At 67.9% G+C, this 22,787-nt stretch carries 25 protein-coding genes; 21 read left to right on the forward strand and 4 right to left on the reverse strand.

Annotated elements, in window-relative coordinates:
• The first annotated feature begins 69 nt into the window (after positions 1–69).
• Both ABIC47_RS19305 and ABIC47_RS19310 read left to right on the forward strand, forming a co-directional pair.
• Positions 70–987, forward strand: coding sequence for an ATP-binding cassette domain-containing protein (locus ABIC47_RS19305; RefSeq protein WP_354483186.1), 918 nt, complete (start codon positions 70–72; stop codon positions 985–987).
• Complete coding sequence (locus ABIC47_RS19310) at positions 984–1,781, forward strand: ABC transporter permease (RefSeq protein WP_354483189.1); 798 nt, start codon at positions 984–986, stop codon at positions 1,779–1,781. The genes ABIC47_RS19305 and ABIC47_RS19310 overlap by 4 nt, the downstream gene beginning before the upstream one ends.
• 106 nt (positions 1,782–1,887) lie before the next feature.
• Here the strand turns inward: ABIC47_RS19310 and ABIC47_RS19315 are convergent, their stop codons facing one another.
• A complete protein-coding gene (locus ABIC47_RS19315) occupies positions 1,888–2,514 on the reverse strand; it encodes an HAD family hydrolase (protein WP_018190343.1) in 627 nt (208 codons plus the stop codon).
• A gap of 59 nt (positions 2,515–2,573) precedes the next feature.
• On the opposite strand from ABIC47_RS19315, the gene ABIC47_RS19320 reads away from it, so the two are divergent.
• The 13 genes from ABIC47_RS19320 to ABIC47_RS19380 all read left to right on the forward strand — a co-directional run bounded on the left by ABIC47_RS19320 (position 2,574) and on the right by ABIC47_RS19380 (position 13,396).
• On the forward strand, positions 2,574–3,284 hold the full coding sequence (locus ABIC47_RS19320; RefSeq protein ID WP_018190344.1) for an L-threonylcarbamoyladenylate synthase: 711 nt from the start codon (positions 2,574–2,576) through the stop codon (positions 3,282–3,284).
• On the forward strand, positions 3,281–4,540 hold the full coding sequence (locus ABIC47_RS19325) for an MraY family glycosyltransferase (RefSeq protein WP_018190345.1): 1,260 nt from the start codon (positions 3,281–3,283) through the stop codon (positions 4,538–4,540). The genes ABIC47_RS19320 and ABIC47_RS19325 overlap by 4 nt, the downstream gene beginning before the upstream one ends.
• Positions 4,537–5,031, forward strand: coding sequence for a Cg1360 family ATP-synthase-associated protein (locus ABIC47_RS19330; RefSeq protein ID WP_309857896.1), 495 nt, complete (start codon positions 4,537–4,539; stop codon positions 5,029–5,031). Before ABIC47_RS19325 ends, ABIC47_RS19330 begins: the two co-directional genes overlap by 4 nt.
• Before the next feature lie 179 nt (positions 5,032–5,210).
• Positions 5,211–6,008 carry a F0F1 ATP synthase subunit A gene (atpB, locus tag ABIC47_RS19335; protein WP_354483193.1) on the forward strand — a complete coding sequence of 266 codons (798 nt, stop codon included), beginning with the start codon at positions 5,211–5,213 and terminating at the stop codon, positions 6,006–6,008.
• Between the two features lie 51 nt (positions 6,009–6,059).
• Positions 6,060–6,281 carry an ATP synthase F0 subunit C gene (gene atpE, locus ABIC47_RS19340; RefSeq protein WP_018190348.1) on the forward strand — a complete coding sequence of 74 codons (222 nt, stop codon included), beginning with the start codon at positions 6,060–6,062 and terminating at the stop codon, positions 6,279–6,281.
• A 28-nt stretch (positions 6,282–6,309) separates the two neighbouring features.
• Positions 6,310–6,882, forward strand: coding sequence for a F0F1 ATP synthase subunit B (locus ABIC47_RS19345; RefSeq protein ID WP_354483196.1), 573 nt, complete (start codon positions 6,310–6,312; stop codon positions 6,880–6,882).
• Entirely contained in the window at positions 6,882–7,673 is a 792-nt protein-coding gene (locus ABIC47_RS19350; protein WP_354483198.1) for a F0F1 ATP synthase subunit delta, read from the forward strand. The genes ABIC47_RS19345 and ABIC47_RS19350 overlap by 1 nt, the downstream gene beginning before the upstream one ends.
• Positions 7,674–7,695: 22 nt before the next feature.
• Positions 7,696–9,333: a F0F1 ATP synthase subunit alpha gene (gene atpA / locus ABIC47_RS19355; RefSeq protein ID WP_354483200.1), complete on the forward strand. Its 1,638-nt coding sequence runs from the start codon at positions 7,696–7,698 to the stop codon at positions 9,331–9,333.
• Positions 9,334–9,371: 38 nt separating this feature from the next.
• On the forward strand, positions 9,372–10,271 hold the full coding sequence (locus tag ABIC47_RS19360; protein ID WP_018190352.1) for a F0F1 ATP synthase subunit gamma: 900 nt from the start codon (positions 9,372–9,374) through the stop codon (positions 10,269–10,271).
• 25 nt (positions 10,272–10,296) lie between these two features.
• The gene (gene atpD, locus ABIC47_RS19365) at positions 10,297–11,760 is read left to right on the forward strand and encodes a F0F1 ATP synthase subunit beta (RefSeq protein ID WP_026307115.1); all 1,464 of its coding nucleotides are present in this window, start codon (positions 10,297–10,299) and stop codon (positions 11,758–11,760) included.
• Between the two features lie 2 nt (positions 11,761–11,762).
• Entirely contained in the window at positions 11,763–12,023 is a 261-nt protein-coding gene (locus ABIC47_RS19370; protein ID WP_018190354.1) for a F0F1 ATP synthase subunit epsilon, read from the forward strand.
• A gap of 1 nt (position 12,024) precedes the next feature.
• On the forward strand, positions 12,025–12,585 hold the full coding sequence (locus ABIC47_RS19375; protein ID WP_018190355.1) for a P-loop nucleotide/nucleoside kinase family protein: 561 nt from the start codon (positions 12,025–12,027) through the stop codon (positions 12,583–12,585).
• 1 nt (position 12,586) lies between these two features.
• Positions 12,587–13,396, forward strand: a complete 810-nt coding sequence (locus ABIC47_RS19380; protein WP_354483204.1) for a YaaA family protein — start codon at positions 12,587–12,589, stop codon at positions 13,394–13,396.
• Positions 13,397–13,716: 320 nt separating this feature from the next.
• Here ABIC47_RS19380 and ABIC47_RS19385 read toward each other — a convergent pair whose 3' ends face one another.
• Positions 13,717–14,316, reverse strand: coding sequence for a DNA-3-methyladenine glycosylase I (locus ABIC47_RS19385; protein WP_020075220.1), 600 nt, complete (start codon positions 14,314–14,316; stop codon positions 13,717–13,719).
• Positions 14,313–14,810: a methylated-DNA--[protein]-cysteine S-methyltransferase gene (locus tag ABIC47_RS19390; protein ID WP_018190358.1), complete on the reverse strand. Its 498-nt coding sequence runs from the start codon at positions 14,808–14,810 to the stop codon at positions 14,313–14,315. Before ABIC47_RS19390 ends, ABIC47_RS19385 begins: the two co-directional genes overlap by 4 nt.
• A 144-nt stretch (positions 14,811–14,954) precedes the next feature.
• Between ABIC47_RS19390 and ABIC47_RS19395 the strand changes: the two genes are divergently transcribed.
• From ABIC47_RS19395 to ABIC47_RS19410, 4 genes are read left to right on the forward strand one after another with little or no spacing between them, the layout of a single operon-like run.
• Positions 14,955–15,926 carry an aldo/keto reductase gene (locus ABIC47_RS19395; RefSeq protein ID WP_354483208.1) on the forward strand — a complete coding sequence of 324 codons (972 nt, stop codon included), beginning with the start codon at positions 14,955–14,957 and terminating at the stop codon, positions 15,924–15,926.
• A gap of 54 nt (positions 15,927–15,980) precedes the next feature.
• Positions 15,981–16,613: a TetR/AcrR family transcriptional regulator gene (locus ABIC47_RS19400; protein WP_231371062.1), complete on the forward strand. Its 633-nt coding sequence runs from the start codon at positions 15,981–15,983 to the stop codon at positions 16,611–16,613.
• The gene (locus tag ABIC47_RS19405) at positions 16,604–18,337 is read left to right on the forward strand and encodes an ABC transporter ATP-binding protein (protein WP_354483210.1); all 1,734 of its coding nucleotides are present in this window, start codon (positions 16,604–16,606) and stop codon (positions 18,335–18,337) included. Before ABIC47_RS19400 ends, ABIC47_RS19405 begins: the two co-directional genes overlap by 10 nt.
• Before the next feature lie 11 nt (positions 18,338–18,348).
• Positions 18,349–20,322, forward strand: coding sequence for an ABC transporter ATP-binding protein (locus ABIC47_RS19410; RefSeq protein WP_354483213.1), 1,974 nt, complete (start codon positions 18,349–18,351; stop codon positions 20,320–20,322).
• A gap of 13 nt (positions 20,323–20,335) precedes the next feature.
• Here the strand turns inward: ABIC47_RS19410 and ABIC47_RS19415 are convergent, their stop codons facing one another.
• The gene (locus ABIC47_RS19415) at positions 20,336–21,127 is read right to left on the reverse strand and encodes a DUF1206 domain-containing protein (RefSeq protein WP_354483216.1); all 792 of its coding nucleotides are present in this window, start codon (positions 21,125–21,127) and stop codon (positions 20,336–20,338) included.
• A 108-nt stretch (positions 21,128–21,235) separates the two neighbouring features.
• Here ABIC47_RS19415 and nusA point away from each other — a divergent pair, with 108 nt between their 5' ends.
• Both nusA and ABIC47_RS19425 read left to right on the forward strand, forming a co-directional pair.
• Positions 21,236–22,243: a transcription termination factor NusA gene (gene nusA / locus ABIC47_RS19420; RefSeq protein WP_354483219.1), complete on the forward strand. Its 1,008-nt coding sequence runs from the start codon at positions 21,236–21,238 to the stop codon at positions 22,241–22,243.
• A gap of 201 nt (positions 22,244–22,444) precedes the next feature.
• Positions 22,445–22,696, forward strand: a complete 252-nt coding sequence (locus ABIC47_RS19425; protein ID WP_081626598.1) for a YlxR family protein — start codon at positions 22,445–22,447, stop codon at positions 22,694–22,696.
• Positions 22,697–22,787 lie beyond the last annotated feature (91 nt).

Consider the following 22,787-nt stretch of genomic DNA (forward strand, 5'->3'; position numbering starts at 1 on the left):
GACTGTGTATCACTTAAACAGTTGTTTACAGCATAAACAGTTTAGGCAACACACAGAAGGGAAAGTCCGATGAACGGAACCGCGATCGAGGTGGTCGGCCTCCGCAAGTCCTTCGGGGAGCAGACGGTCCTCGACGGCATCGACCTGCGCGTGCGGTCGGGGAGCGTCTTCGCGCTGCTCGGGCCGAACGGTGCGGGCAAGACGACGCTGATCACCATCCTCTCGACCCTGGTCCGGCCCGACGCGGGAAGCGTCACGGTCGCCGGCCACGACGTGGTCGCCGAGCCCGAGGAGGTGCGGCGCGCGATCAGCGTGACGGGCCAGTCCGCGGCTGTGGACGGCGTGCTCACGGGGGAGGAGAACCTGCGGATGATGGCACGCCTCTCCGGCTTCACCGCCGCCGAGTCGCGCCGAAGGGCCGGCGAGCTGATCGACGCGTTCGACCTGACCGCGGCGGCACGCAAGCGCGTCAAGACCTATTCCGGCGGGATGCGACGGCGCCTCGACCTGGCGCTCAGCCTGGTCGCGACGCCGCCGGTCATCTTCCTGGACGAGCCGACGACCGGCCTCGACACCCGCAGCAGGCAGGCGCTCTGGGACATCATCCAGGACCTGGCACGCCGGGGAACCACCATCCTGCTCACCACGCAGTACCTCGAGGAGGCCGACCAGCTGGCCGACCGAATCGCCGTCCTCGACCACGGCACGATCGTCGCGGAGGGGACCGCCACCGAGCTGAAGGCGCGCGTCGGCGGCGAGGTCGTCGAGCTCCGCGACGCGCACGGCGAGATCGTGCGGGAGGTGCCGACCGACGGAAGCGTCGAGGCGCTCCGCGACGCCATCGATACGCTCGACGCCCTCCGCGTCCCCGGAGCCTCCATCGGCATCCGCAAGCCGTCGCTCGACGACGCCTTCCTCGCCCTGACCGGGCAGTCCGTCCAGAACGTCCCCCAGAACACCTCGACCGAGAAGGAGGTCGTCCGATGACCGCTCTCACCGTTCCCGTCCGCTCGGCGCGGCGGGTTTCGCCCCTCACGAGCACCCTCGTCTTCGTGGGTCGCAGCGTCCGCCACTCGCTCCGCGATGTGGACGCGCTCACCATGGCCATCGCGCTTCCGGTGATCCTCATGCTGCTGTTCACGTTCGTGTTCGGCGGGGCCATCGACCGCTCGGGCGATTACGTCCAGTACGTCGTGCCCGGCATCATCCTGCTGTGCGCCGGTTTCGGGGCGTCGAGCACCGCGGTGGATGTGGCCAACGACATGAGCGACGGCATCGTCGACCGCTTCCGGACGATGCCGCTGCGATCCCGCGGCGTCGTGACCGGACACGTGGTGGCCAGCCTTCTGCGGAACATGGTCGCGACCGGCGTCGTCATCGGCGTCGCCCTGCTGCTGGGCTTCCGCCCGACCGCCGATGTGGCGCAGTGGATCGGCGCGCTCGGAATCGTCGCCCTGTTCATCCTGGCGATCACCTGGCTGTTCGCCGCCATCGGCCTCGCGGCGAAGAGCCCGACCGCGGCGAGCGGGTACGGCTTCGCCGTGCTGTTCCTGCCGTACTTATCGAGCGCGTTCGTGCCGACGGACACGATGCCGGACTGGCTGCGGTGGGTGGCCGAGAACCAGCCGATCACCCCGATCATCGAGACGATCCGCGCGCTGCTCTTCGGCCGCGACCCGGGCACCGACCTGTGGTGGGCCCTGGGTTGGTGCGCTCTCATCGTCGCGGTCGCCTACGTCTGGGCCGCCTGGCTCTTCCGCCGCTCCGCCGGCCGCCGCTGAGCCCGCTCCCACCCACCGTCGAGTCCGCACAAATTGCACACGCCCCCCGCGTGTCGCGTGCAAAGTTTGCGGACTCGACGGTGGGGGAGAGGAGAAGAGGGAGGGGTCAGCGGGCGGCGAAGGCGTGGAGGGCGTCGAGCATGCCGTCGGTGTCGAAGGTGCCGTCCTCGCGCTTGGCGAAGTGGTACGCGTGCATCCCGCACTCGCGGGCGCCCTCCACATTCGCGATCGAGTCGTCGAAGAGGATGGCGTCCTCCGGGCGCACCCCGAACCGCCCGAGCGCCCTGGTGTAGATCCGGCGCTCGGGCTTCCGTGCGCCGAGCACGGCCGAGACCAGGTCGTTGTCCTGCAGCACGTCGACGATCTCGGGCGTCAGCACCGGCAGCGAGTCCTTGAACGGGATGGGGTTGTTCGACAGCAGCGACACCGTCCCCAGCGTCGCGGCCTCGTGCAGCGCCGCGATCGCGCCGGGGATGGGCGTCATGGCCGCTTTCCGCGCCTCCTGCCACTGCGCGAGCGTCAGCCGGGCGCCGGTCACCTCGGCGAACGCCTCCAGGTACTCCTCGCTCGTGGCGTACTCGCCGATCTCGGCCGCACGCTCGTGTCCACCCGCCCACCAGCTGGATGCGAGCCGGTACTGGCTCACGCCTCCCAGCTCCGCGAGCTTGGGCAGCCGCTTGTGGAAGTCGTAGTCGTAGAGCGTCTTGTCGCAGTCGAAGAAGTAGACATCCATCCCCTCCAGTATCGTCCTCCCAGTCTGGGCTTCCGCGCCCCGGCTATCATTGAGCCGTCATGGCCTCCATCTACGACTGCTCCGTCGACTCCGAGCTGCTCACCGGCATGCGCCTCGCACGGGCCGCGATCGGGCGGGGCGAGCTCGTCGTCATCCCCACCGACACCGTGTACGGGGTGGCTGCGGACGCCTTCAGTCCCGCCGCCGTGCAGCGCCTGCTCGACGCGAAGGGACGCGGCCGCCAGTCGCCGCCCCCGGTGCTGGTCCCCGGCATCCCGACGCTCGCCGCCCTCGCCGAGCGGGTGCCGGACGAGGTGGATGCGCTGGTGAAGGCCTTCTGGCCCGGCGGCCTCACGATCGTCCTGCCCGCGTCGCCGTCGCTGGTCTGGGATCTCGGCGAGACGAAGGGCACGGTCGCCCTCCGCATGCCGAAGGACACGATCGCGCTCGAGCTGCTGTCCGAGACCGGTCCGCTCGCCGTGTCGTCCGCGAACCTCACCGGCCGCCCGGCCGCCCGCACCGCCGCAGAGGCCGAGGCCATGCTGGGCGACTCCATCTCCGTCTACCTCGACGGGGGCGAGGCCGGTTCCGACTACGAGCGCGTCGAGGGCAAGGACTCCTCGTCGACGATCGTGGATGCGACCGCTCTGGCCGCAGGTGTGGGCGGACTGCGCATCCTGCGCCACGGCGTCATCTCGGTCGATCAGCTGCGCGAGGTCGTCGGCGACGCCCTGGACGAGCCGGCGGCCGCTGCGGACGCCGCCCCGTGACCCTCCTCCTCGCCCTCGCACTGATCTCGGCCGTCATCACGTTCGGGATGTCGTTCGTCGTCTACAAGCTGGCGATGCGGTACCGCCTGTACCCGAAGATCCGGGCGCGCGACGTGCACACCCGGCCGACGCCCCGCCTCGGCGGCGTCGCGATGTTCCTCGGCATCCTGGTCGCTTTCGGCGTCTCGTGGCTGCTGTCGAGCCAGTTCGGCGTGCTGACGCTGATCTTCTCCGACCAGGGGCCGATCCTCGCGATCCTGGGGGCCTCCCTGCTCATCGTCGTGATCGGCGTCGCCGACGACATCTGGGATCTCGACTGGATGACGAAGCTGGCCGGGCAGTTCGTGGCCGCCGGCCTCGTCGCCTGGTTGGGCGTGCAGATCTATTCGCTGCCGATCGGCGGCCTCACCGTCGGCTCGCCGGTCATGTCGATCATCATCACGCTGTTCGCCATCGTGCTGGTGATGAACGCGATCAACTTCATCGACGGCCTGGACGGGCTGGTCGCGGGCGTCGCGCTGATCGCGAACGGCACGTTCCTCGTCTACACCTACCTCCTGCAGCGCGAGATCAGCCCGCAGAACTACTTCAGCCTCGCCGGCGTGATCGCCGCGATCCTGGTCGGCGCATGCGCCGGGTTCCTGCCGCTCAACTGGCACCCCGCGAAGATGTTCATGGGAGATGCGGGCGCGCTGCTGATCGGCCTGCTCATGGCGACCTCGGCGATCTCGGTGACGGGGACGATCAACCCGCAGGACCTGCAGACGCTCGGCCGGTCGTCGCTCGTCCCGGCGTTCATCCCGATCATCCTGCCGTTCGCGGTGCTCATCATCCCGCTGCTCGACTTCGGGCTCGCGGTCATCCGCCGCCTGCGCGCGGGCAAGTCGCCGTTCAGCGCGGACCGCAAGCACCTGCACCACCGACTGCTCGACATGGGTCACACCCACCTCCACGCGGTGCTCATCTTCTATGCGTGGACCGCCGTGCTGTCGATCGGCTGCCTGCTGTTCTTCTTCGACCCGTATTGGATGGCGATCGTCTTCGTCGCGATCGGGCTCGTGGTCTGCACCGCGTTCACGCTCGCTCCGCTGAGCCGCAGGAAGGCGAACGAGGCCGTCGCCGAGCTCGCACCGGCGGGCAGCCGCGAGGCAGCGGAGACCGCGCGCTTCGACCAGCTGGATGCGGCGAGCGAGAGCACGCCGGCCACGCCCGCATCCCCGACATCCCCGACCGCTCTGACCGAGGAGACCCGATGACCGACCAGCAGGACGGAGCCACCGCCCCGCGGCCGGCCCAGCCGCCCGCCCAGCCCACCTCGACGCCCGTGCTGAGGGACGTGCTGAAGTACGGCCTGATCCTGGCCGCGGTGATCGCCGTCGTGGGGATGCTGCTCGGCGGTCTGTTCGCCGGATGGGTCGGCGTCACCAGCGCGCTGATCGGCACCGCGATGGCGGCGGTGTTCCTGTCGATCACGGCGCTCAGCATCCTGATCGCCAACCGTTTCATCGGCACAGACCTCTTCGTGGGCCTGTTCTTCGGCATCGTCCTGGGCGGCTGGATCGTCAAGTTCGTGCTGTTCCTGGTGCTCGCGATCTTGCTGCGCGACCAGCCCTGGATCAACCCCGTCGTGCTCTTCCTCAGCCTCATCGCCGGGGTGATCGGATCGCTCGTGGTGGACATGATCGTGGTCTTCCGCTCCCGCGTTCCCTACGTCAGCGACGTGACGCTGCCGGGGGAGAAGCGCTGACCTGTATCCAATTCGTTATGGGCTGAAAACTCTTGTAGAGTTATGAGCGATCCCCCACCCCGTTCGCGCCCGAGAAACTCTGAGGTCGCGAGAAGTGCAGGGTGTCCCACCGTTCGTCGTCGCGAGAGCTGTTTCAGCTCGACGCCCCGAAACAGGAGATAGCGCTGTTAGCTAACGCTGTGAACCTGCTGGTCCAGGCCGCAAGCTCCGATGATGGAAGCTTCCAGGGTCCCTCGATCAACGAGTTCTTCCCCCCGACCCTGTTCACGATCGGTGACCTCGAGTTCAACCGCATCTTCGTGGTCCGCGCCATCGCGACCATCGCGCTGATCCTCATCTTCTGGCTCGGCACCCGCCGCATGCGCCTCATCCCCGGCCGCTTCCAGTCGGTCGTCGAGATGGGTCTCGACTTCGTGCGCGTCAACATCGCGGAAGACCTGCTCGGCAAGAAGGACGGCCGCCGGTTCCTGCCGCTGCTGACCACCATCTTCTTCATGGTGCTGTTCTTCAACATCACCGGCATCATCCCGCTCCTCAACATCGCCGGCACGTCGGTCATCGCCGTCCCCCTGCTGCTCGCGGTCGTCGCGTACATCACCTTCATCTACGCGGGCGTCAAGAAGAGCCCGAAGAACTTCTTCAAGAACGCGCTCTTCCCGCCCGGCGTTCCGTGGTTCCTCTACATCATCGTGACGCCCATCGAGTTCGTCTCGACCTTCATCCTGCGTCCGATCACCCTGACGCTGCGACTCCTGATGAACATGGTCGTCGGGCACCTCCTGCTCGTCCTGTTCTTCCTCGCCACGGAGTTCTTCTTCTTCACGGCGGGCGGCTGGTGGTCGCTGTTCGGCGTCGGCACCTTCGCCTTCGGCTTCGCATTCACCGTCTTCGAGATCCTGGTCGCAGTCCTGCAGGCCTACGTCTTCGCACTGCTCACCGCTGTCTACATCCAGCTGGCAGTCGCCGAGGAACACTAAGAACGATCCGCGCACCCGCACGGATCGCCATCACGGAAGGAAACACACAACGTGGACATCGCTGCAATCAACGGCAACATCGCCACCGTCGGTTACGGCCTCGCGGCCATCGGCCCGGCCATCGGCGTGGGCATCGTCGTCGGCAAGACCATCGAGGGCGTCGCTCGCCAGCCCGAGCTGGCCGGCCGCCTCCAGGTCCTGATGTACATCGGTATCGCATTCACCGAGGCGCTCGCGTTCATCGGTATCGCTACCTACTTCATCTTCCAGTAATCCTCTTTTCCCTCAGTAAGGAGGAACCATGCTCAAGAGTGTGGTGATCGCAGCCTCAGAGGGGTCGCACAACCCGCTGATCCCGGAGTTGCCGGACGTCATCGGCGCGCTTCTCTGCTTCCTGATCATCCTGTTCTTCTTCTGGAAGCTCGTGCTTCCGCGCATGAAGAAGCTGCTGGATGAGCGCGCAGAGGCGATCGAGGGCAACATCGAGAAGGCCGACGAGGCGCAGCGCAAGGCCGAGGCCCTGCTGGAGGAGTACACCGCCCAGCTCGCCGAGGCGCGTGCTGAGGCGGGCAAGATCCGCGAGACCGCCCGTGCCGACGGCCAAAAGATCGTCGCGGAGGCCCGCGAGGCCGCCGCGACGGAGGCCGCGCGTGTGACCGCCCAGGCGCAGGCGCAGCTCGAGGCGGAGCGCCAGACGGCGCTCGTCCAGCTGCGCGGCGAGGTGGGCTCGCTGGCGATCGACCTCGCGTCGACCGTCGTGCGTGAGGCCCTCGATGAGGACAAGCGCGCACAGGCGATCGTGGACCGCTTCCTGGCGGACCTCGAGGCCGACGAGAAGGCTCAGGCCGACCAGAAGGCAGGATCGGGCAACTGATGGGAAGCGCCACCAGAGAAGCATTGGCCAACTCCGTCTCGGCTCTCGCCGACCTGGGGTCCAAGGCCGATCTGGCGACGGCTGAGGACCTGTTCAGCGCAGGGCGAGTCGTCGCCGACTCGGCCCAGCTGCGGGCGGTCCTCGGCGACCCGACGGTCCCGGCGGAGGGCAAGACGGTGCTCGTGAAGCGCGTCTTCGCCTCGCTGTCGGCTCCGGCCGTCGAGCTGCTCACCGTGATCGCCGCTCAGCGCTGGTCGTCGCACGACGACCTGCTCGGGGCGATCGAGGAGCTCGGGATCCGTGCGATCGCCGGCTCCGCGCCCCGGAACGTCGACATCGTCGCCGAGCTGCTGACCTTCGGAGGCGCCGTGACCTCCGACGCGAGCCTCGAGCTCGCGCTGCGCAGCAAGCTCGCCTCGGCCGACTCCAAGGTCGCGCTGGTCGAGCGCCTGCTCGGCGGAAAAGCGTCGAAGGAGACCGTCGCCATCGTGCGCCAGCTCGTCGCCCAGCCCCGCGGCCGCAGCGTCCGCGAGTCGCTCCGTGCGGCCGCGCGCATGGTGGCCGCCCAGTCCGGGCAGACCATCGCGACGGTCTACGCCGCGTCCGCGCTTCCCGTGGCCCAGGCCGAGCGCCTGCGCACGGTGCTCAGCGCCTCCTACGGCGACCTCAGGATCAACCAGGTCGTCGACCCCTCGATCATCGGCGGATTGCGCGTGCAGATCGGTGACGACGTCATCGATGGAAGCATCGCGTCGCGTCTGGCCGAACTCCGGCTTCAGCTGGCGGGCTGACCGCCTCAAGATAGGAATCACTATGGCAGACACACAGATCAGCCCCGACGACATCCGCGACGCGCTCAAGGACTTCGTCAACACGTACGAGCCGGCGTCCGCACAGGCGACCGAGATCGGCCACGTCCTCGACGCCTCCGACGGCATCGCGCACGTCGAGGGCCTCCCGAGCGTGATGGCCAACGAGCTCATCCGCTTCGCGGACGGCACGCTGGGCCTCGCTCAGAACCTCGACGAGAACGAGGTCGGTGTCGTCGTGCTCGGCGAGTTCGACCACATCGTCGAGGGCATGGAGGTGACCCGCACCGGCGAGGTCCTCTCCGTCCCCGTCGGCGACGGCTACCTCGGCCGCGTCGTCGACCCGCTCGGCAACCCGATCGACGGTCTCGGCGAGATCGCCAGCGAGGGCCGCCGCGAGCTCGAGCTCCAGGCGCCCGGCGTCATGCAGCGCAAGTCGGTTCACGAGCCGCTGCAGACCGGCATCAAGGCCATCGACGCGATGATCCCGGTCGGCCGCGGACAGCGCCAGCTGATCATCGGCGACCGCCAGACCGGCAAGACGGCCATCGCGATCGACACGATCATCAACCAGAAGGCCAACTGGGAGTCGGGCGACGTCAACAAGCAGGTCCGCTGCATCTACGTCGCGATCGGCCAGAAGGGCTCGACCATCGCCTCGGTGAAGGGCGCGCTCGAGGACGCCGGCGCGATGGAGTACACCACCATCGTCGCGGCCCCCGCCTCCGACCCGGCCGGCTTCAAGTACCTCGCCCCCTACACCGGCTCGGCCATCGGCCAGCACTGGATGTACGGCGGCAAGCACGTCCTGATCGTCTTCGACGACCTGTCCAAGCAGGCCGAGGCGTACCGCGCCGTGTCGCTGCTGCTCCGTCGTCCGCCGGGACGCGAGGCCTACCCGGGTGACGTCTTCTACCTGCACTCCCGCCTGCTGGAGCGCTGCGCCAAGCTCTCCGACGAGCTGGGCGCCGGCTCGATGACCGGTCTGCCGATCATCGAGACCAAGGCGAACGACGTCTCGGCGTACATCCCGACCAACGTGATCTCGATCACCGACGGCCAGATCTTCCTGCAGTCCGACCTCTTCAACGCCAACCAGCGCCCTGCGGTCGACGTCGGCATCTCGGTCTCGCGAGTCGGTGGCGACGCGCAGGTCAAGTCCATCAAGAAGGTCTCCGGCACGCTCAAGCTCGAGCTGGCGCAGTACCGCTCGCTCGAGGCGTTCGCGATGTTCGCGTCCGACCTCGACGCGGCGAGCCGCCGTCAGCTGGCGCGCGGCGCCCGCCTCACCGAGCTGCTGAAGCAGCCGCAGTACTCGCCGTTCCCGGTGGAGGAGCAGGTCGTCTCGATCTGGGCCGGCACCAACGGCAAGCTGGACGAGGTCGCCGTCGAGGACGTCCTGCGCTTCGAGGCCGAGCTGCTCGACCACCTGCGCCGGAACACCGACATCCTCGACACGCTGCGCGACACCAACGTCCTCGACGACGACACGGTCGCGAAGCTCGACTCCGAGGTGGACACGTTCAAGCTCGAGTTCCAGACCGGTGAGGGCAAGCCGCTCGCCTCGGTCGGACGCGAGGAGTTCCAGGCCATCGACGAGGACGAGGTCGACCAGGAGCGCATCGTCAAGGCCCGGCGCTGAGCGCTGAGGCCCTGAGAGACTAGGTAACAAGGAGAGACATGGGAGCACAGCTTCGGGTCTACCGGCAGAAGATCAGATCTGCCCAGACGACCAAGAAGATCACCCGTGCGATGGAGCTGATCTCCGCCTCCCGCATCCAGAAGGCGCAGGCGCGGGTCGCCGCCAGCTCGCCGTACGCCCGCGCGATCACGCGCGCGGTGTCGGCGGTGGCGACGTACTCGAACGTCGACCACGTCCTGACCACAGAGCCGGAGAAGATCGAGCGCGCCGCGATCGTCATCTTCTCCTCCGACCGCGGTCTCGCTGGTGCGTTCAACTCGAACGTGCTCAAGGAGTCCGAGAAGCTCGCGGAGCTGCTGCGCAGCCAGGGCAAGGAGGTCGTGTACTTCCTCGTCGGCCGCAAGGCGCAGGGCTACTTCAGCTTCCGCCGCCGTGCGTTCGAGCGGGTGTGGACCGGCAACACGGATGCCCCGGAGTTCGAGCAGGCCAAGGAAATCGCCGACGCGATCCTGGAGTCCTTCCTGCGCGATGCGTCCGACGGCGGTGTGGACGAGATCCACATCATCTACAACCGCTTCATCAGCATGCTGACCCAGGAGCCGCAGGTCGTCCGCCTGCTGCCGCTGGAGGTCGTCGAGGGCGTGGAGGAGCCGGACCGCACGCAGGTCCTGCCGCTCTACGAGTTCGAGCCGGATGTGGGGACGGTGCTCGACTCGCTGCTCCCCGTCTACATCGAGAGCCGCATCTTCAACGCGATGCTGCAGTCGGCCGCCTCCAAGCACGCCGCGACGCAGAAGGCCATGAAGGCTGCGAGCGACAACGCCGACAAGCTCATCACCGACTACACGCGTCTGGCCAACAACGCCCGTCAGGCGGAGATCACTCAGCAGATCTCCGAGATCGTCGGCGGCGCGGATGCGCTGAGCTCGTCCCACTGATCGTCCAACGAGAGAGATAACAATCATGACTACCGCTACCGCCGAAGCCCAGGCTTCGACCGCGCAGCCGGCCGGTGTGGGACGAATTGCCCGCGTGACCGGTCCGGTCGTCGACATCGAGTTCCCGCACGATGCGATCCCGGGCATCTACAACGCCCTGAAGACCACGATCACGATCGGCGAGGAGTCGACCGAGATCACGCTCGAGGTCGCTCAGCACCTCGGCGACGACCTGGTGCGCGCGATCGCGCTGAAGCCGACCGACGGCCTGGTCCGCGGCGGCGAGGTGCGCGACACCGGTGCTCCGATCAGCGTGCCCGTCGGCGACGTGACCAAGGGCAAGGTGTTCAACGTCACCGGTGACATCCTGAACCTCGAGCCGGGCGAGAAGGTCGAGATCACCGAGCGCTGGCCCATCCACCGCAACCCGCCGGCGTTCGACCAGCTCGAGTCCAAGACCCAGCTGTTCGAGACCGGCATCAAGGTCATCGACCTGCTCACCCCGTACGTCCAGGGTGGAAAGATCGGCCTGTTCGGCGGCGCCGGCGTCGGCAAGACCGTCCTCATCCAGGAGATGATCCAGCGTGTGGCGCAGGATCACGGTGGTGTGTCGGTGTTCGCCGGTGTCGGCGAGCGCACCCGTGAGGGCAACGACCTCATCCACGAGATGGAGGAGGCGGGCGTCTTCGACAAGACCGCGCTCGTCTTCGGCCAGATGGACGAGCCGCCGGGGACGCGTCTGCGCGTCGCCCTGTCCGCTCTGACGATGGCGGAGTACTTCCGCGACGTGCAGAACCAGGACGTGCTGCTCTTCATCGACAACATCTTCCGGTTCACGCAGGCCGGTTCCGAGGTGTCCACGCTGCTCGGCCGTATGCCGTCGGCCGTGGGTTACCAGCCGAACCTCGCCGACGAGATGGGTCAGCTCCAGGAGCGCATCACCTCGACCCGCGGTCACTCGATCACCTCGCTGCAGGCGATCTACGTGCCGGCCGACGACTACACCGACCCGGCGCCGGCGACCACGTTCGCCCACCTCGACGCCACGACCGAGCTCTCGCGTGAGATCGCGTCGAAGGGTCTGTACCCGGCGGTCGACCCGCTGACCTCGACCTCGCGCATCCTCGACCCCCGCTACCTGGGTGAGGACCACTACCGCGTGGCCACGACGGTCAAGCAGATCCTGCAGAAGAACAAGGAGCTGCAGGAGATCATCGCGATCCTCGGTGTCGACGAGCTGTCGGAGGAGGACAAGATCACGGTGTCGCGTGCGCGCCGGATCCAGCAGTTCCTCTCGCAGAACACCTACATGGCGAAGAAGTTCACCGGCGTGGAGGGCTCGACCGTCCCGCTGAAGGACACCATCGAGTCGTTCGACGCGATCGCCAAGGGCGAGTTCGACCACGTGGCCGAGCAGGCCTTCTTCAACGTCGGACCGATCTCCGACGTCGAGGAGAAGTGGGCGCAGATTCAGAAGGAGAACGGCTAACAATGGCTGTCCTCAACGTCAGCGTCGTCGCCGCCGACCACGAAGTGTGGTCGGGCGAGGCGAGCATGGTCGTCGCGCGCACCGTGGAAGGGCAGATCGGTATCCTGCCCGGCCACGAGCCGCTGCTGGCCATCCTCGCGCAGGGCGAGGTGCGCGTGACCCTGAACGGGGGCGAGTCGATCACGGCCAACGCCGATGACGGCTTCCTCTCCGTCGAGAACAACACGGTCACCATCGTGGCCCGTCAGGCCGAGCTGGTCTGACATGTCCGGGCAGCAGGGAGCCCCGCTGGAGCGCCAGTTCGGAGACGTCCGCGTCCCGATGCTGGTGGCGATGGCGGGGCTTCCTGGTTCCGGGAAGTCCACCATCGCGGAGATCCTGGCCGGGCGCATGGGCGCGACGGTGATCTCGGTGGATCCGATCGAGGCGTCGATCATCCGTGCGGGGATCGATTCCGACCAGCCGACCGGGCTCGCGGCCTATCTGGTGGCAGAGACCATGGCGGAGCAGGTGCTGCTCTCGGGCCATTCGGTCGTCGTCGACGCCGTGAACGCCGTGGAGCCGGCGCGTCTGCAGTGGCGCGATCTGGCGGAGCGGTGCGACGTGAAGCTCCGCGTGATCGAGACGGTGTGCTCCGACCCCGAGCTCCACGAGGAGCGGCTCGGAAAGCGCAGCGGCCTGGTCGCGGCGTACGCCGTCGAGCAGAGCACCGACGAGTACGACGAGTGGCGCGGCGCGTGCGGCACGCTGCCGCGGGTGACTCTGGACACCGCGGCGCCGCTGGGCGAGAACGTCAATACGGCACTGAACTTCGTGGAGGGCTAGCGTGCTGATCCTGCTCCCGCCCTCCGAGACGAAGAGGGACGGGGGAGCGGGGTCTCCGCTCGCCGTGGAGCGGTTGCGCTTCCCCTCACTGAACCCTGTCCGCCGCGAGGTGGTGGATGCGGTGGTCGAGCTCGCTGCGGACCACGATGCGGCGATCCGCGCGCTCAAGCTGGGGCCCAAGCAGGCCGGCGAGGTGGAGCGGAACCGTGGCATCCCGTCGGCTCCCACCATGCGGGCTTTGGAGCGCTATACGGGCGTCCTGTACGACGCGCTCGATGCGGAATCGCTCTCCTCTGCGGACTGGGAGGTCGCCGCAGAGACGGTCGCTGTGCAGTCCGCGTTGCTCGGTCTGGTCGGGGCGGACGATCCGGTGCCGGCCTATCGGCTGTCGTTCGACTCGCGCCTGTCGCTGCATCGCGGCGCGGCGTCGCTGAAGAAGCGGTGGTCGCAGGCAGGGGCCGCGGCTCTGGCGGAGCGGAACGACCTCCTGCTCGATCTCCGCTCCGAGGGCTATGCGGCCCTGGCGCCGCTTCCCGAGCGCGACGGCGCCCACTACGTGCGCGTGCTCGCTCGCGACGAGTCGGGTCATGTCCGCGCGCTGAACCACTTCAACAAGCAGGCGAAGGGGCTGCTGACGCGCGCTCTGATCGAGGCGGGAGCGGGGTTCGAGGCGACCGCGTCGCTTCTGGACTGGGCGGACGCCGAGGGCTACGAGCTGCGGCCCGCGGGGGATGGCTCCCGCGACCTGGAGCTCGTCGTCCCGGAGGTGCGCGGTGCTCCCGGCAAGCTCATGGCGGCGCTGCGGGTCTGACGACACTCCCGGCCAACTTTCAGTGGTGCAGGAGTGAAAAGTGAGATAAGCTCACAACCAAGAGAGAGGATCAACTGATCCGAGGCGTGCGCGCACTGGTTGTGTGTCACCGTCTCAACAAGTCGGGCCGACGTGTGGTGGCCGACGCGTCATCCCCATGCGTCGTTTCCTTCGCCGGAGTGTGAGGCACCAAGATTCCGCCTGCGGTCGGGCACGAGCGGTACGCCCTCACCAGCGAGAATCCGGTGTCGGAGTCCATATCCGCCGTCGGCCCGACTCTCTCGGTCCTCTCTCGAGTTCCTCGACCGCGCCTGCATCGCTCACGCCGCGCGGAAGCAGCCTTCGAAATGGTCGTCGACCATCCCGGTCGCCTGCATGAGCGCGTACATCGTGGTCGGGCCCACGAATCGGAAGCCTCGGCGCCGGAGTTCCTTGCTGAGCGCGGTCGACTCGGCCGTCACGGCGGGGATCTCGCCCCATTCCCGTGGCCGGTGATCGGCACGCGGCTCGGGGGCGAAGCTCCACATGAGTTCTTCGAGCGGCACGTCGAGCTGCAGCACGGCGCGCGCGTTCGAGATCGTTGCCTCGATCTTGCCGCGGTGACGGATGATCCGTTCGTCCTGCAGCAGGCGCTGCACGTCGGCCTCCGTCATGGCGGCGACCTTCTCGGGGACGAAGCCGAGGAAGTCCTCGCGGAAGGCCGGCCGTCGCCGCAGGATGGTGATCCACGAGAGGCCGGCCTGGAATCCTTCCAAGCAGAGCTTCTCGTAGAGCGCTCGCGGGTCGTGCTGCGGGGTGCCCCACTCCTCGTCGTGGTAGCGGCGGTACTCCGGGTCGCTCGCCGACCAGGAGCATCGGGCGATGCCGTCCTCGCCGACCACGAGAGCGGAGCGGGCGGGGGTCGTCGTCGTGTCGCTCATGCGGCCAGCAGGATCCCCTCGTGCTCGAGGAGCCAGATCTTGGTGGGGATGCCGTCGCCGCCGCTGTACCCGGTCACACGACCGCTGGAGGAGAGCACGCGATGGCAGCCCACGATGATCGGCACCGGGTTCGCGCCGACCGCCCCGCCGATCGCGCGGCCATAACCCGCATGGCCGAGCGAGGCGCCGAGTTCGCCGTATGACACGAACGTGCCGAACTCGAGCGACGACAGCCTCTCCCACACCGCCTGGCGGAACGGGGTGCCCTGCAGCCGGACGGGCACGTCGAACGCGCGCCGCGACCCGGAGAAGTACTCCTCCAGCTGCGCGGCCGCGTCATCGAGCACCGGCGTGCTGCGTTCGGGATGGTCTTCGAGCGGGAGATGCCCCGACCGTTCGATGGAGAGGGACGTGACGGCTGTGCCGTCACTGGTCAGTTCGAGCCGCCCGATGGGGCTCGTGGTGCGGAGGAGATAGGCGAAGGAACTGCTCATGGGATGACTCTAGGGCGCGCCACCGACGCGCACTCGCGGGAATCGGACATCGGGGGATAACTCGCTCAGGTATCGGCCTGTGGACGGTTTCACCCCGTCGCCATCGCATCCGCAGCCGTCCTCCGCCCTGCCTAGACTCGAGGCATGGCGAACATCGAATACCGCACTCTCGGCCCCTCCGGCCTCGTCGTCTCCACGATCGGTCTCGGCTGCAACAACTTCGGCCGGAAGGACACGCTCACCGAGACGCAGGAGGGCACCGACGCGGTGATCGGCGCCGCGATCGACGCGGGCGTCACGCTGTTCGACACCGCCGACATCTACGGCTCCGAACGCGGGCTGTCCGAGACGCTGATGGGCAAGTCGCTCGAAGGCAAGCGCGACCGCATCGTCCTCGCCACGAAGTTCGGGATGGACATGGCCGGTCTCAACGGGCCCGACTGGGATGCGCGCGCCTCCCGCCGCTACATCCGCCTCGCGGTCGAGAGCTCGCTCCGCCGGCTCCGCACCGATTGGATCGACCTCTACCAGCTGCACCGTCCCGACCCGGTGACGCCCATCGAGGAGACCCTCGCGACGCTGGACGACCTGATCACCGAGGGCAAGATCCGCTACATCGGGCACTCCAACCTGTCGGGGTGGCAGATCGCCGAGGCGGAGTTCACCGCTCGCCTCAGCGGGCATCCGAAGTTCATCTCGGCGCAGAACGAGTACAGTCTTCTCGCGCGTGATGTCGAGCGGGAGGTGCTCCCGGCCGTGAACCGCTACGGCCTCGGCTTCCTGCCGTTCTTCCCGCTCTACAACGGCCTGTTCACGGGCAAGTTCACGCGCCGGGGCGGCCCCGCCGACAGCCGGATCATGCACCTCCGCCGTCACCTGCTGGACGAGGCGCCCTGGGACAGGATCGAGCGTTACCAGGCGTTCTGCGACGAGCGCGGGGTCACGATGCTCGCGGCGACCTTCGCCTGGCTGCTCGCTCAGCCGGGATTGTCGAGCGTCATCGCGGGGGCGACGAAGCCGGAGCAGATCGTCGCCAACGCCGAGGCGGCCACCGCGTGGAAGCCGACGGCGGAGGAGGTCGCCGAGATCGGGGAGATCTTCGCTCCAGCGGGCTGAAATCGCCCACGAAAGACCTTGTGAGTGAGCACTCACTCCGGGTAGAGTCGCCGCGTGACGAACGACGCAGCGACCGAATCCCAGCCACGCTCGCGCGCGCAGCCGATGGCGGTGGACGACCGTAAAGCGATGATCATCGACGCGGTCATCCCGCTGCTGCTCGAGCACGGGCGCGGGATGACGTCACGCCAGATCGCCGAGGCCGCCGGCATCGCCGAAGGCACCATCTTCCGCGCCTTCGGTGACAAGGAGACACTCGTGCAGGCGGCGATCGAGAAGTACCTCGATCCCGAGCCGCTGCGCGAGGCGCTCCGCAGCATCGACCCCGCGCTCCCGCTGGAGAACAAGATGCGCGCGATCCTGTACCTGCTGCGTGAGCGCTTCCAGAGCGTCATGCGGATCATGCCGGTCATCGGCGCACAGCGTCCGCCCGTGCCGCAGGAGCGGGGGGAGTTCGCCCGCATCATCGCTCAAATCCTGGAGCCGGAGGCCGGTGAGCTCAACTGGCCGCCGGAGCGCGTCGCCCACCTGCTGCGGCTGATCAGCTTCTCCTCCGCGTTCCCCGCGCTCAACGAGGGCATCGAGTTCAGCATCGACGACCTCGCCCGGATGACGCTGGTCGGCGTCGCCGGGACCTCGCCCCACGTTCTCTTCCCGTCATCCGACACGGAGGCATCATGCTCCTGAGACTGCTCGGCCGGTTCCTGCGGCCGCACTGGCCGCTCCTGATCGGGGTGATCGTCTTCCAGCTGGCGCAATCGCTGCTCTCGCTGTGGCTGCCGACCCTGAACGCCGACATCACCGACAACGGCATCGCCAAGGGCGACACCGGCTACATCATGGCCGTCGGCGCCGAGATGCTCGGCGTGACGCTGGTGCAGGTCGCCTGCGCCATCACCGCCGTCTACTTCGGCGCCAAGGTCGCGATGCTGGTCGGACGCGACCTGCGCGAGGCGATCTTCCACCGGGTCGGGGAGTTCTCCGAGCGCGAGGTGTCGTCCTTCGGCGCGCCCTCGCTGATCACCCGCAACACCAACGACGTCCAGCAGGTGCAGATGCTGGTGATGATGACGTGCACGCTGCTCGTCTCGGCGCCCATCCTCGCGGTCGGCGGGATCGTGCTGGCGATGCAGCAGGACATCGACCTGTCGTGGCTCATCGCCGTGAGCGTCCCCGCACTGCTGGTCGCGGTGAGCATCATCATCGCGCGCATGGTGCCGCTGTTCCGGCGGATGCAGGACAGGATCGACCGCGTCAACCGCGTGCTCCGCGAGCAGCTGACCGGCCTCCGCGTGGTGCGCGCGTTCGTGCGCGAACGCGTCGAGACCGACCGGTTCCGGGTGGCCAACGACCAGGTGACGGAGACGGCGCTGAAGGCGGGCCGGTTGTTCGCGCTGATGTTCCCGATCGTGATGCTCGTGCTCAACGTGTCGAGCGTCGCCGTGATCTGGTTCGGCTCCTTCCGCGTGCAGGACGGCACGCTCCAGGTGGGCACGCTCACCGCGTTCCTGCAGTACCTCATGCAGATCCTCATGGGCGTGATGATGTCGACGATGATGGCCGTTCTCGTGCCGCGCGCGTCGGTGTGCGCCGACCGCATCGGCGAGGTGCTCGGCACGGAGCCGTCCGTTCGCGCGTCCGACACCCCGGTCACCGAGGTGGAGGCGCACGGAACGGTGGAGTTCGTCGACGTCGGCTTCTCGTATCCGGGAGCCGAGCATCCCGTGCTCACCGACATCACCTTCCTCGCCGAGGCGGGGCGGACGACCGCCATCATCGGCAGCACCGGCGCAGGCAAGACGACGCTGGTGAACCTCATCCCGCGCCTGTTCGATGCGACGAGCGGGATCGTTCTGGTCGACGGTGTGGATGTGGCCGACCTCGACCCGGAGGTGCTGTGGTCCCGCATCGGGATCGTGCCGCAGCGCCCGTACCTGTTCTCGGGCACGGTGGCGTCGAACCTGCGGTACGGCAATCCGGATGCCACCGACGACGAGCTCTGGCACGCGCTCGAGGTGGCGCAGGCGCGCGACTTCGTCGAGGCGATGCCGGAGGGTCTCGACGCGCCGATCGCGCAGGGCGGCACCAACGTCTCGGGTGGTCAGCGGCAGAGGCTCGCGATCGCTCGCGCACTGGTCAGGAAGCCGGAGATCTTCGTCTTCGACGACTCCTTCTCGGCGCTCGACACCGCGACCGACGCACGGCTCCGTGCGGCGCTCGCGCGGGATGTGACCGACGCGACCATGATCGTGGTCGCCCAGCGGGTGTCCACCATCGTGGATGCCGACCAGATCATCGTCCTCGACGACGGCCGCGTGGTCGGTCGCGGGACGCACGACGAACTCCTCGAGAGCAACGAGACCTACGCCGAGATCGTCTCGTCGCAGCTCGCGGCTCAGGATGCGGCATAGGGAGAAGCGGGATGAGCGACAAGACGACGACCCCCGAGCGGCCGGCCGGCCCTCCGATCCGGCGCGGGCCCGGAGGGGGAGGACCGTTCGCCGGTTTCGGCATGCCCGTCCAGAAGTCGATGAACTTCGGCCCGAGCGCGAAGCGCCTGCTCGGCCGTCTCCGCCCGGAGTGGCTGCCGCTCGCCGCGGTGACGCTGCTCGCGGTGGTGTCCGTGACGTTCGCGGTGCTCGGCCCCAAGCTGCTCGGCAACGCGATCAACCTCGTCTTCGCCGGCGCCCTCTCCCTGCAGTTCCCGAAGGGCGAGACGCAGGCGCAGGTCATCGCGGGCCTGCGGGCGCAGGGCCAGAACCAGTACGCCGACCTGCTCTCCGGCACGACCTTCACGCCCGGCGCCGGCATCGACTTCACCGCGGTCGGCCAGACCCTGCTGTGCGTGCTGGCGCTGTACATCCTCTCGTCGGTGTTCAGCTACCTGCAGGCGTACGTGCTCAACGGCGTCACGCAGCGCACGGTCTACCGTCTGCGCTCGGATGTGGAGGACAAGCTGCACCGTCTCCCGCTGAAGTACTTCGACGGGATGCAGCGGGGCGAGCTGCTCAGCCGGGTCACCAACGACATCGACAACATCTCGCAGTCGCTGCAGCAGACGATGAGCCAGTTGCTCACGTCCCTTCTGACGGTCGTCGGAGTGGTCGTTCTGATGTTCGTCATCTCGCCGCTCCTCGCGCTGATCGCGCTCATCACCATCCCGCTGACCCTGGTCATCACGACGGTCATCGCGAAGCGCTCGCAGAAGCTGTTCGTCGCCCAGTGGCGGCACACCGGCGAGCTGAACGGCCAGATCGAGGAGGCGTTCACCGGCCACTCCCTGGTCAAGGTGTTCGGCCGCCACCGCGAGGTCGAAGCCCGGTTCCGCGAGAAGAACCAGGAGATGTACCGGGCGAGCTTCGGCGCCCAGTTCATCTCGGGCATCATCATGCCGGCGATGATGTTCGTCGGGAACCTGATGTACGTCGCCATCGCGGTGGTGGGTGGATTGCAGGTGGCGAACGGCGCGATGCAGCTCGGAGACGTGACGGCGTTCATCCAGTACTCCCGTCAGTTCACGCAGCCGCTCACCCAGCTCGGGTCGATGGCGAACCTGTTGCAGTCGGGTGTCGCGAGCGCCGAGCGCGTGTTCGAGCTGCTGGACGCCGACGAGCAGTCGCCCGACCCGCGCGAGCCGGAGAGTCCAGCCGGCACCAAGGGCCTCCTGACGTTCGAGGACGTCTCGTTCCGGTACGTCGAGGACACCCCGCTCATCGAGGACCTGTCGCTGGTGGCCCAGCCCGGGCAGACCGTGGCGATCGTCGGGCCGACAGGCGCCGGCAAGACCACGCTCGTGAACCTGATGATGCGCTTCTACGAGCTCGACGGCGGGCGCATCACCCTGGACGGCGTCGACATCGCCTCGATGAGCCGGCACGACCTGCGGAGCCGCATGGGGATGGTGCTGCAGGACACCTGGCTGTTCAAGGGCACCATCCGCGACAACATCCTCTACGGCCGCCCGGACGCGACAGAGGAGGAGGTGCTGGATGCGGCGCGCGCGACCTACGTCGACCGCTTCGTCCACTCGCTGCCCGACGGCTACGACACCATCCTCGACGACGAGGGGTCGAACATCTCGGCGGGGGAGAAGCAGCTGCTCACGATCGCGCGGGCCTTCCTCGCGCGGCCGAGCGTGCTCATCCTCGACGAGGCGACCTCGTCCGTGGACACCCGCACCGAGCTGCTCGTGCAGAAGGCGATGAGCGCGCTGCGGGCGGACCGGACGTCGTTCGTCATCGCACACAGGCTCTCCACGATCCGCGACGCCGACCTCATCCTGGTGATGGAGGCGGGACGCATCGTCGAGCAGGGTACGCACGCCGAGCTGCTGGCGCGGGGCGGAGCGTACTACTCGCTCTACAACGCGCAGTTCGCCGGGGCGGCGGACGAGTAGGAGCCTCTGCCGATCACGGATCGGCGAGGCGGGACGCGTACGCGCGCACGCACCAGAAGACGCCGTACGCGATCAGGCCGAGCGCGATGAGGATGAGGAGGACGACGCCGAACGGGACCTCGGTGAGCGCCTTCAGGCTGCCGTCGAGTCCGCCCGCCTTCTCGGGGTCGGATGTGAAGGCGCCGAAGACGACCAGACCGCCGACGATCACCAGGGCGACGCCCTTGGAGACGTAGCCGACGCGGCCCAGCGTCGTCGTGACGGTCGCCCAGCGGTTCGGCGGGAGACGCAGGTCGCGCTCGAACTTGTGGGTCAGGCCGTTCACGGCGAAGACGACGCCGACGACCACGATCGCGATCCCGATGCCGGCGAGGAGGAAGACTCCGCCGGGCATCCCGAGAAGCTTCGCGCTCATCGACTTCTCGGAGGTGGACGCATCCTGCCGGCCGCCGGACGCGATGGAGATCGCGATACCGGCGAGGGCGGCGTACACGACGCACTTGGCGACCTCCGTCACCTTCTGGCCCGGCTTGTGCGCCGTGATCGCCTGCAGGATCTGCCAGGCCGCCAGGAAGATGAGTCCGACGATCACGGCCCACAGCACGAAGAGGCCGCCCGGCACGGCGACGAGCGCCTGCAAGGCACCCGACTGGTCGGCATCCCCGCCCGACCCGAACGCGACGGCCAGCGCGATGACGCCGATCAGGATGTGCAGGATGCCGATGGCGGCGAGGCCGACCCGGGCGAGGCCGCGCACGAGCGGATGGCGTTCGACCCGGGAGGCGACGCGGCTGGGGGAGGTCATGGCGTGAACGGTACGCGGCGTTCACGCGTTCGGGAATCTCGGGTACCGTAGAGGACTGAGTCCGCCGCGCCGTCACGCGGCGGCGAGATCTGAATAGAGGAGGCCGGCATGGACATCGACCTCAGCGTCTTGCGTCTCATGGAGCGCGAGAAGGAGATCCCCTTCGATGAACTGGTGCAGATCATCGAACAGGCCATCCTGACCGCTTACCTGAAGCACACGAACCAGGCCGATCACCGCCACGGTCACAGCGACCAGTCGCCGGCCGCACGGGTGCACCTGGACCGCAAGACGGGGCATGTCACGGTTTACGTGCCCGAGCGCGACGAAGAAGGCAACGTCATCGGCGAGGCCGAGGACAGCCCGAGCGACTTCGGCCGCATCGCGGCCTTCGCGGCCAAGCAGGTGATCAACCAGCGGCTGCGCGACATCGCGGACGACGCCGTGCTCGGCGAGTTCCGCGGACGCGAGGGTGACATCGTCGCCGGCGTCATCCAGCAGGGCCCGAATCCGCGCATGATCCACGTCGACCTGGGAACGGTGGAGGCCATCCTCCCGCCGGAGGAGCAGGTGCCGGGCGAGGAGTACACGCACGGTTCGCGCATCCGCGTCTACGTCACGAGCGTCACCAAGGGGCCGAAGGGTCCGTCGATCACCGTGTCGCGCACGCACCCGGCGCTCGTCCGGAAGCTGTTCGCGCTGGAGGTCCCGGAGATCGCCAGCGGCGTCGTCGAGATCGTGTCGCTCGCCCGCGAGGCCGGGCACCGCACGAAGATGGCGGTCCGGGCGACCGAGCCGGGAGTGAACGCCAAGGGCGCGTGCATCGGCGAGCTGGGTCAGCGCGTCCGCGCGGTGACCGCGGAGCTCAACAACGAGAAGATCGACATCGTCGACTACTCGCCGGACCTCGCGACGTTCGTGTCGAGCGCGCTGTCGCCGGCGAAGGTGACCAGTGCGTTCGTCATCGACGAGTCGCTCAAGGCCGTCCGCGCGCTCGTGCCCGACTACCAGCTGTCGCTCGCGATCGGCAAGGAGGGTCAGAACGCGCGTCTCGCCGCGAAGCTGACGGGCGCGAAGATCGACATCCAGCCCGATTCGATCCTCGACCGCGATTGAGTTCGTCTGTCGATCTTCGCGCCGTGCCGACGCGGCGGAGCCGTGGCGCCACGGTCGCCGCAGGCGCACAAGCACAGCATCCAGCCCGATTCGATCCTCGACCGCGATTGAGTTCGTCCGGTTGGAATGCGGTTGCATTCCACAGCGTTATTGATGACGCGGGTTCCTGTCCGTTCGGCGCGCGCCGTCGGGAGGAGTAGGATGGAACCCGTCAGAACGTGCGTCGGATGCCGTTCTCGCGCTCCCCGGTCCTCTCTTCTGAGGATCGTCGCCCAGGATTCGGAACTCGTGGTGGACCCGTCCGCCACCCGGCCGGGGCGAGGTGCGTGGCTGCATCCGGTCGAGGAGTGTCTCGAACTCGCACTGAAGCGCCGGGCCTTCGGGCGGGCGCTTCGGGTGGAGGGGACGCTCGACACCGCGACCATCCGGTCGCAATTCATTAGAACAGGCTGAAGAAGTTGACTTCACATGAGTGACAACCGATGAGTGTCTCGAAATGAGATCCGTCCGCTATTAACGCCTGCCCCTGTCTGGGGTGGGCCCA

Source organism: Leifsonia sp. 563, assembly GCF_040545055.1.
Taxonomy (GTDB): domain Bacteria; phylum Actinomycetota; class Actinomycetes; order Actinomycetales; family Microbacteriaceae; genus Leifsonia.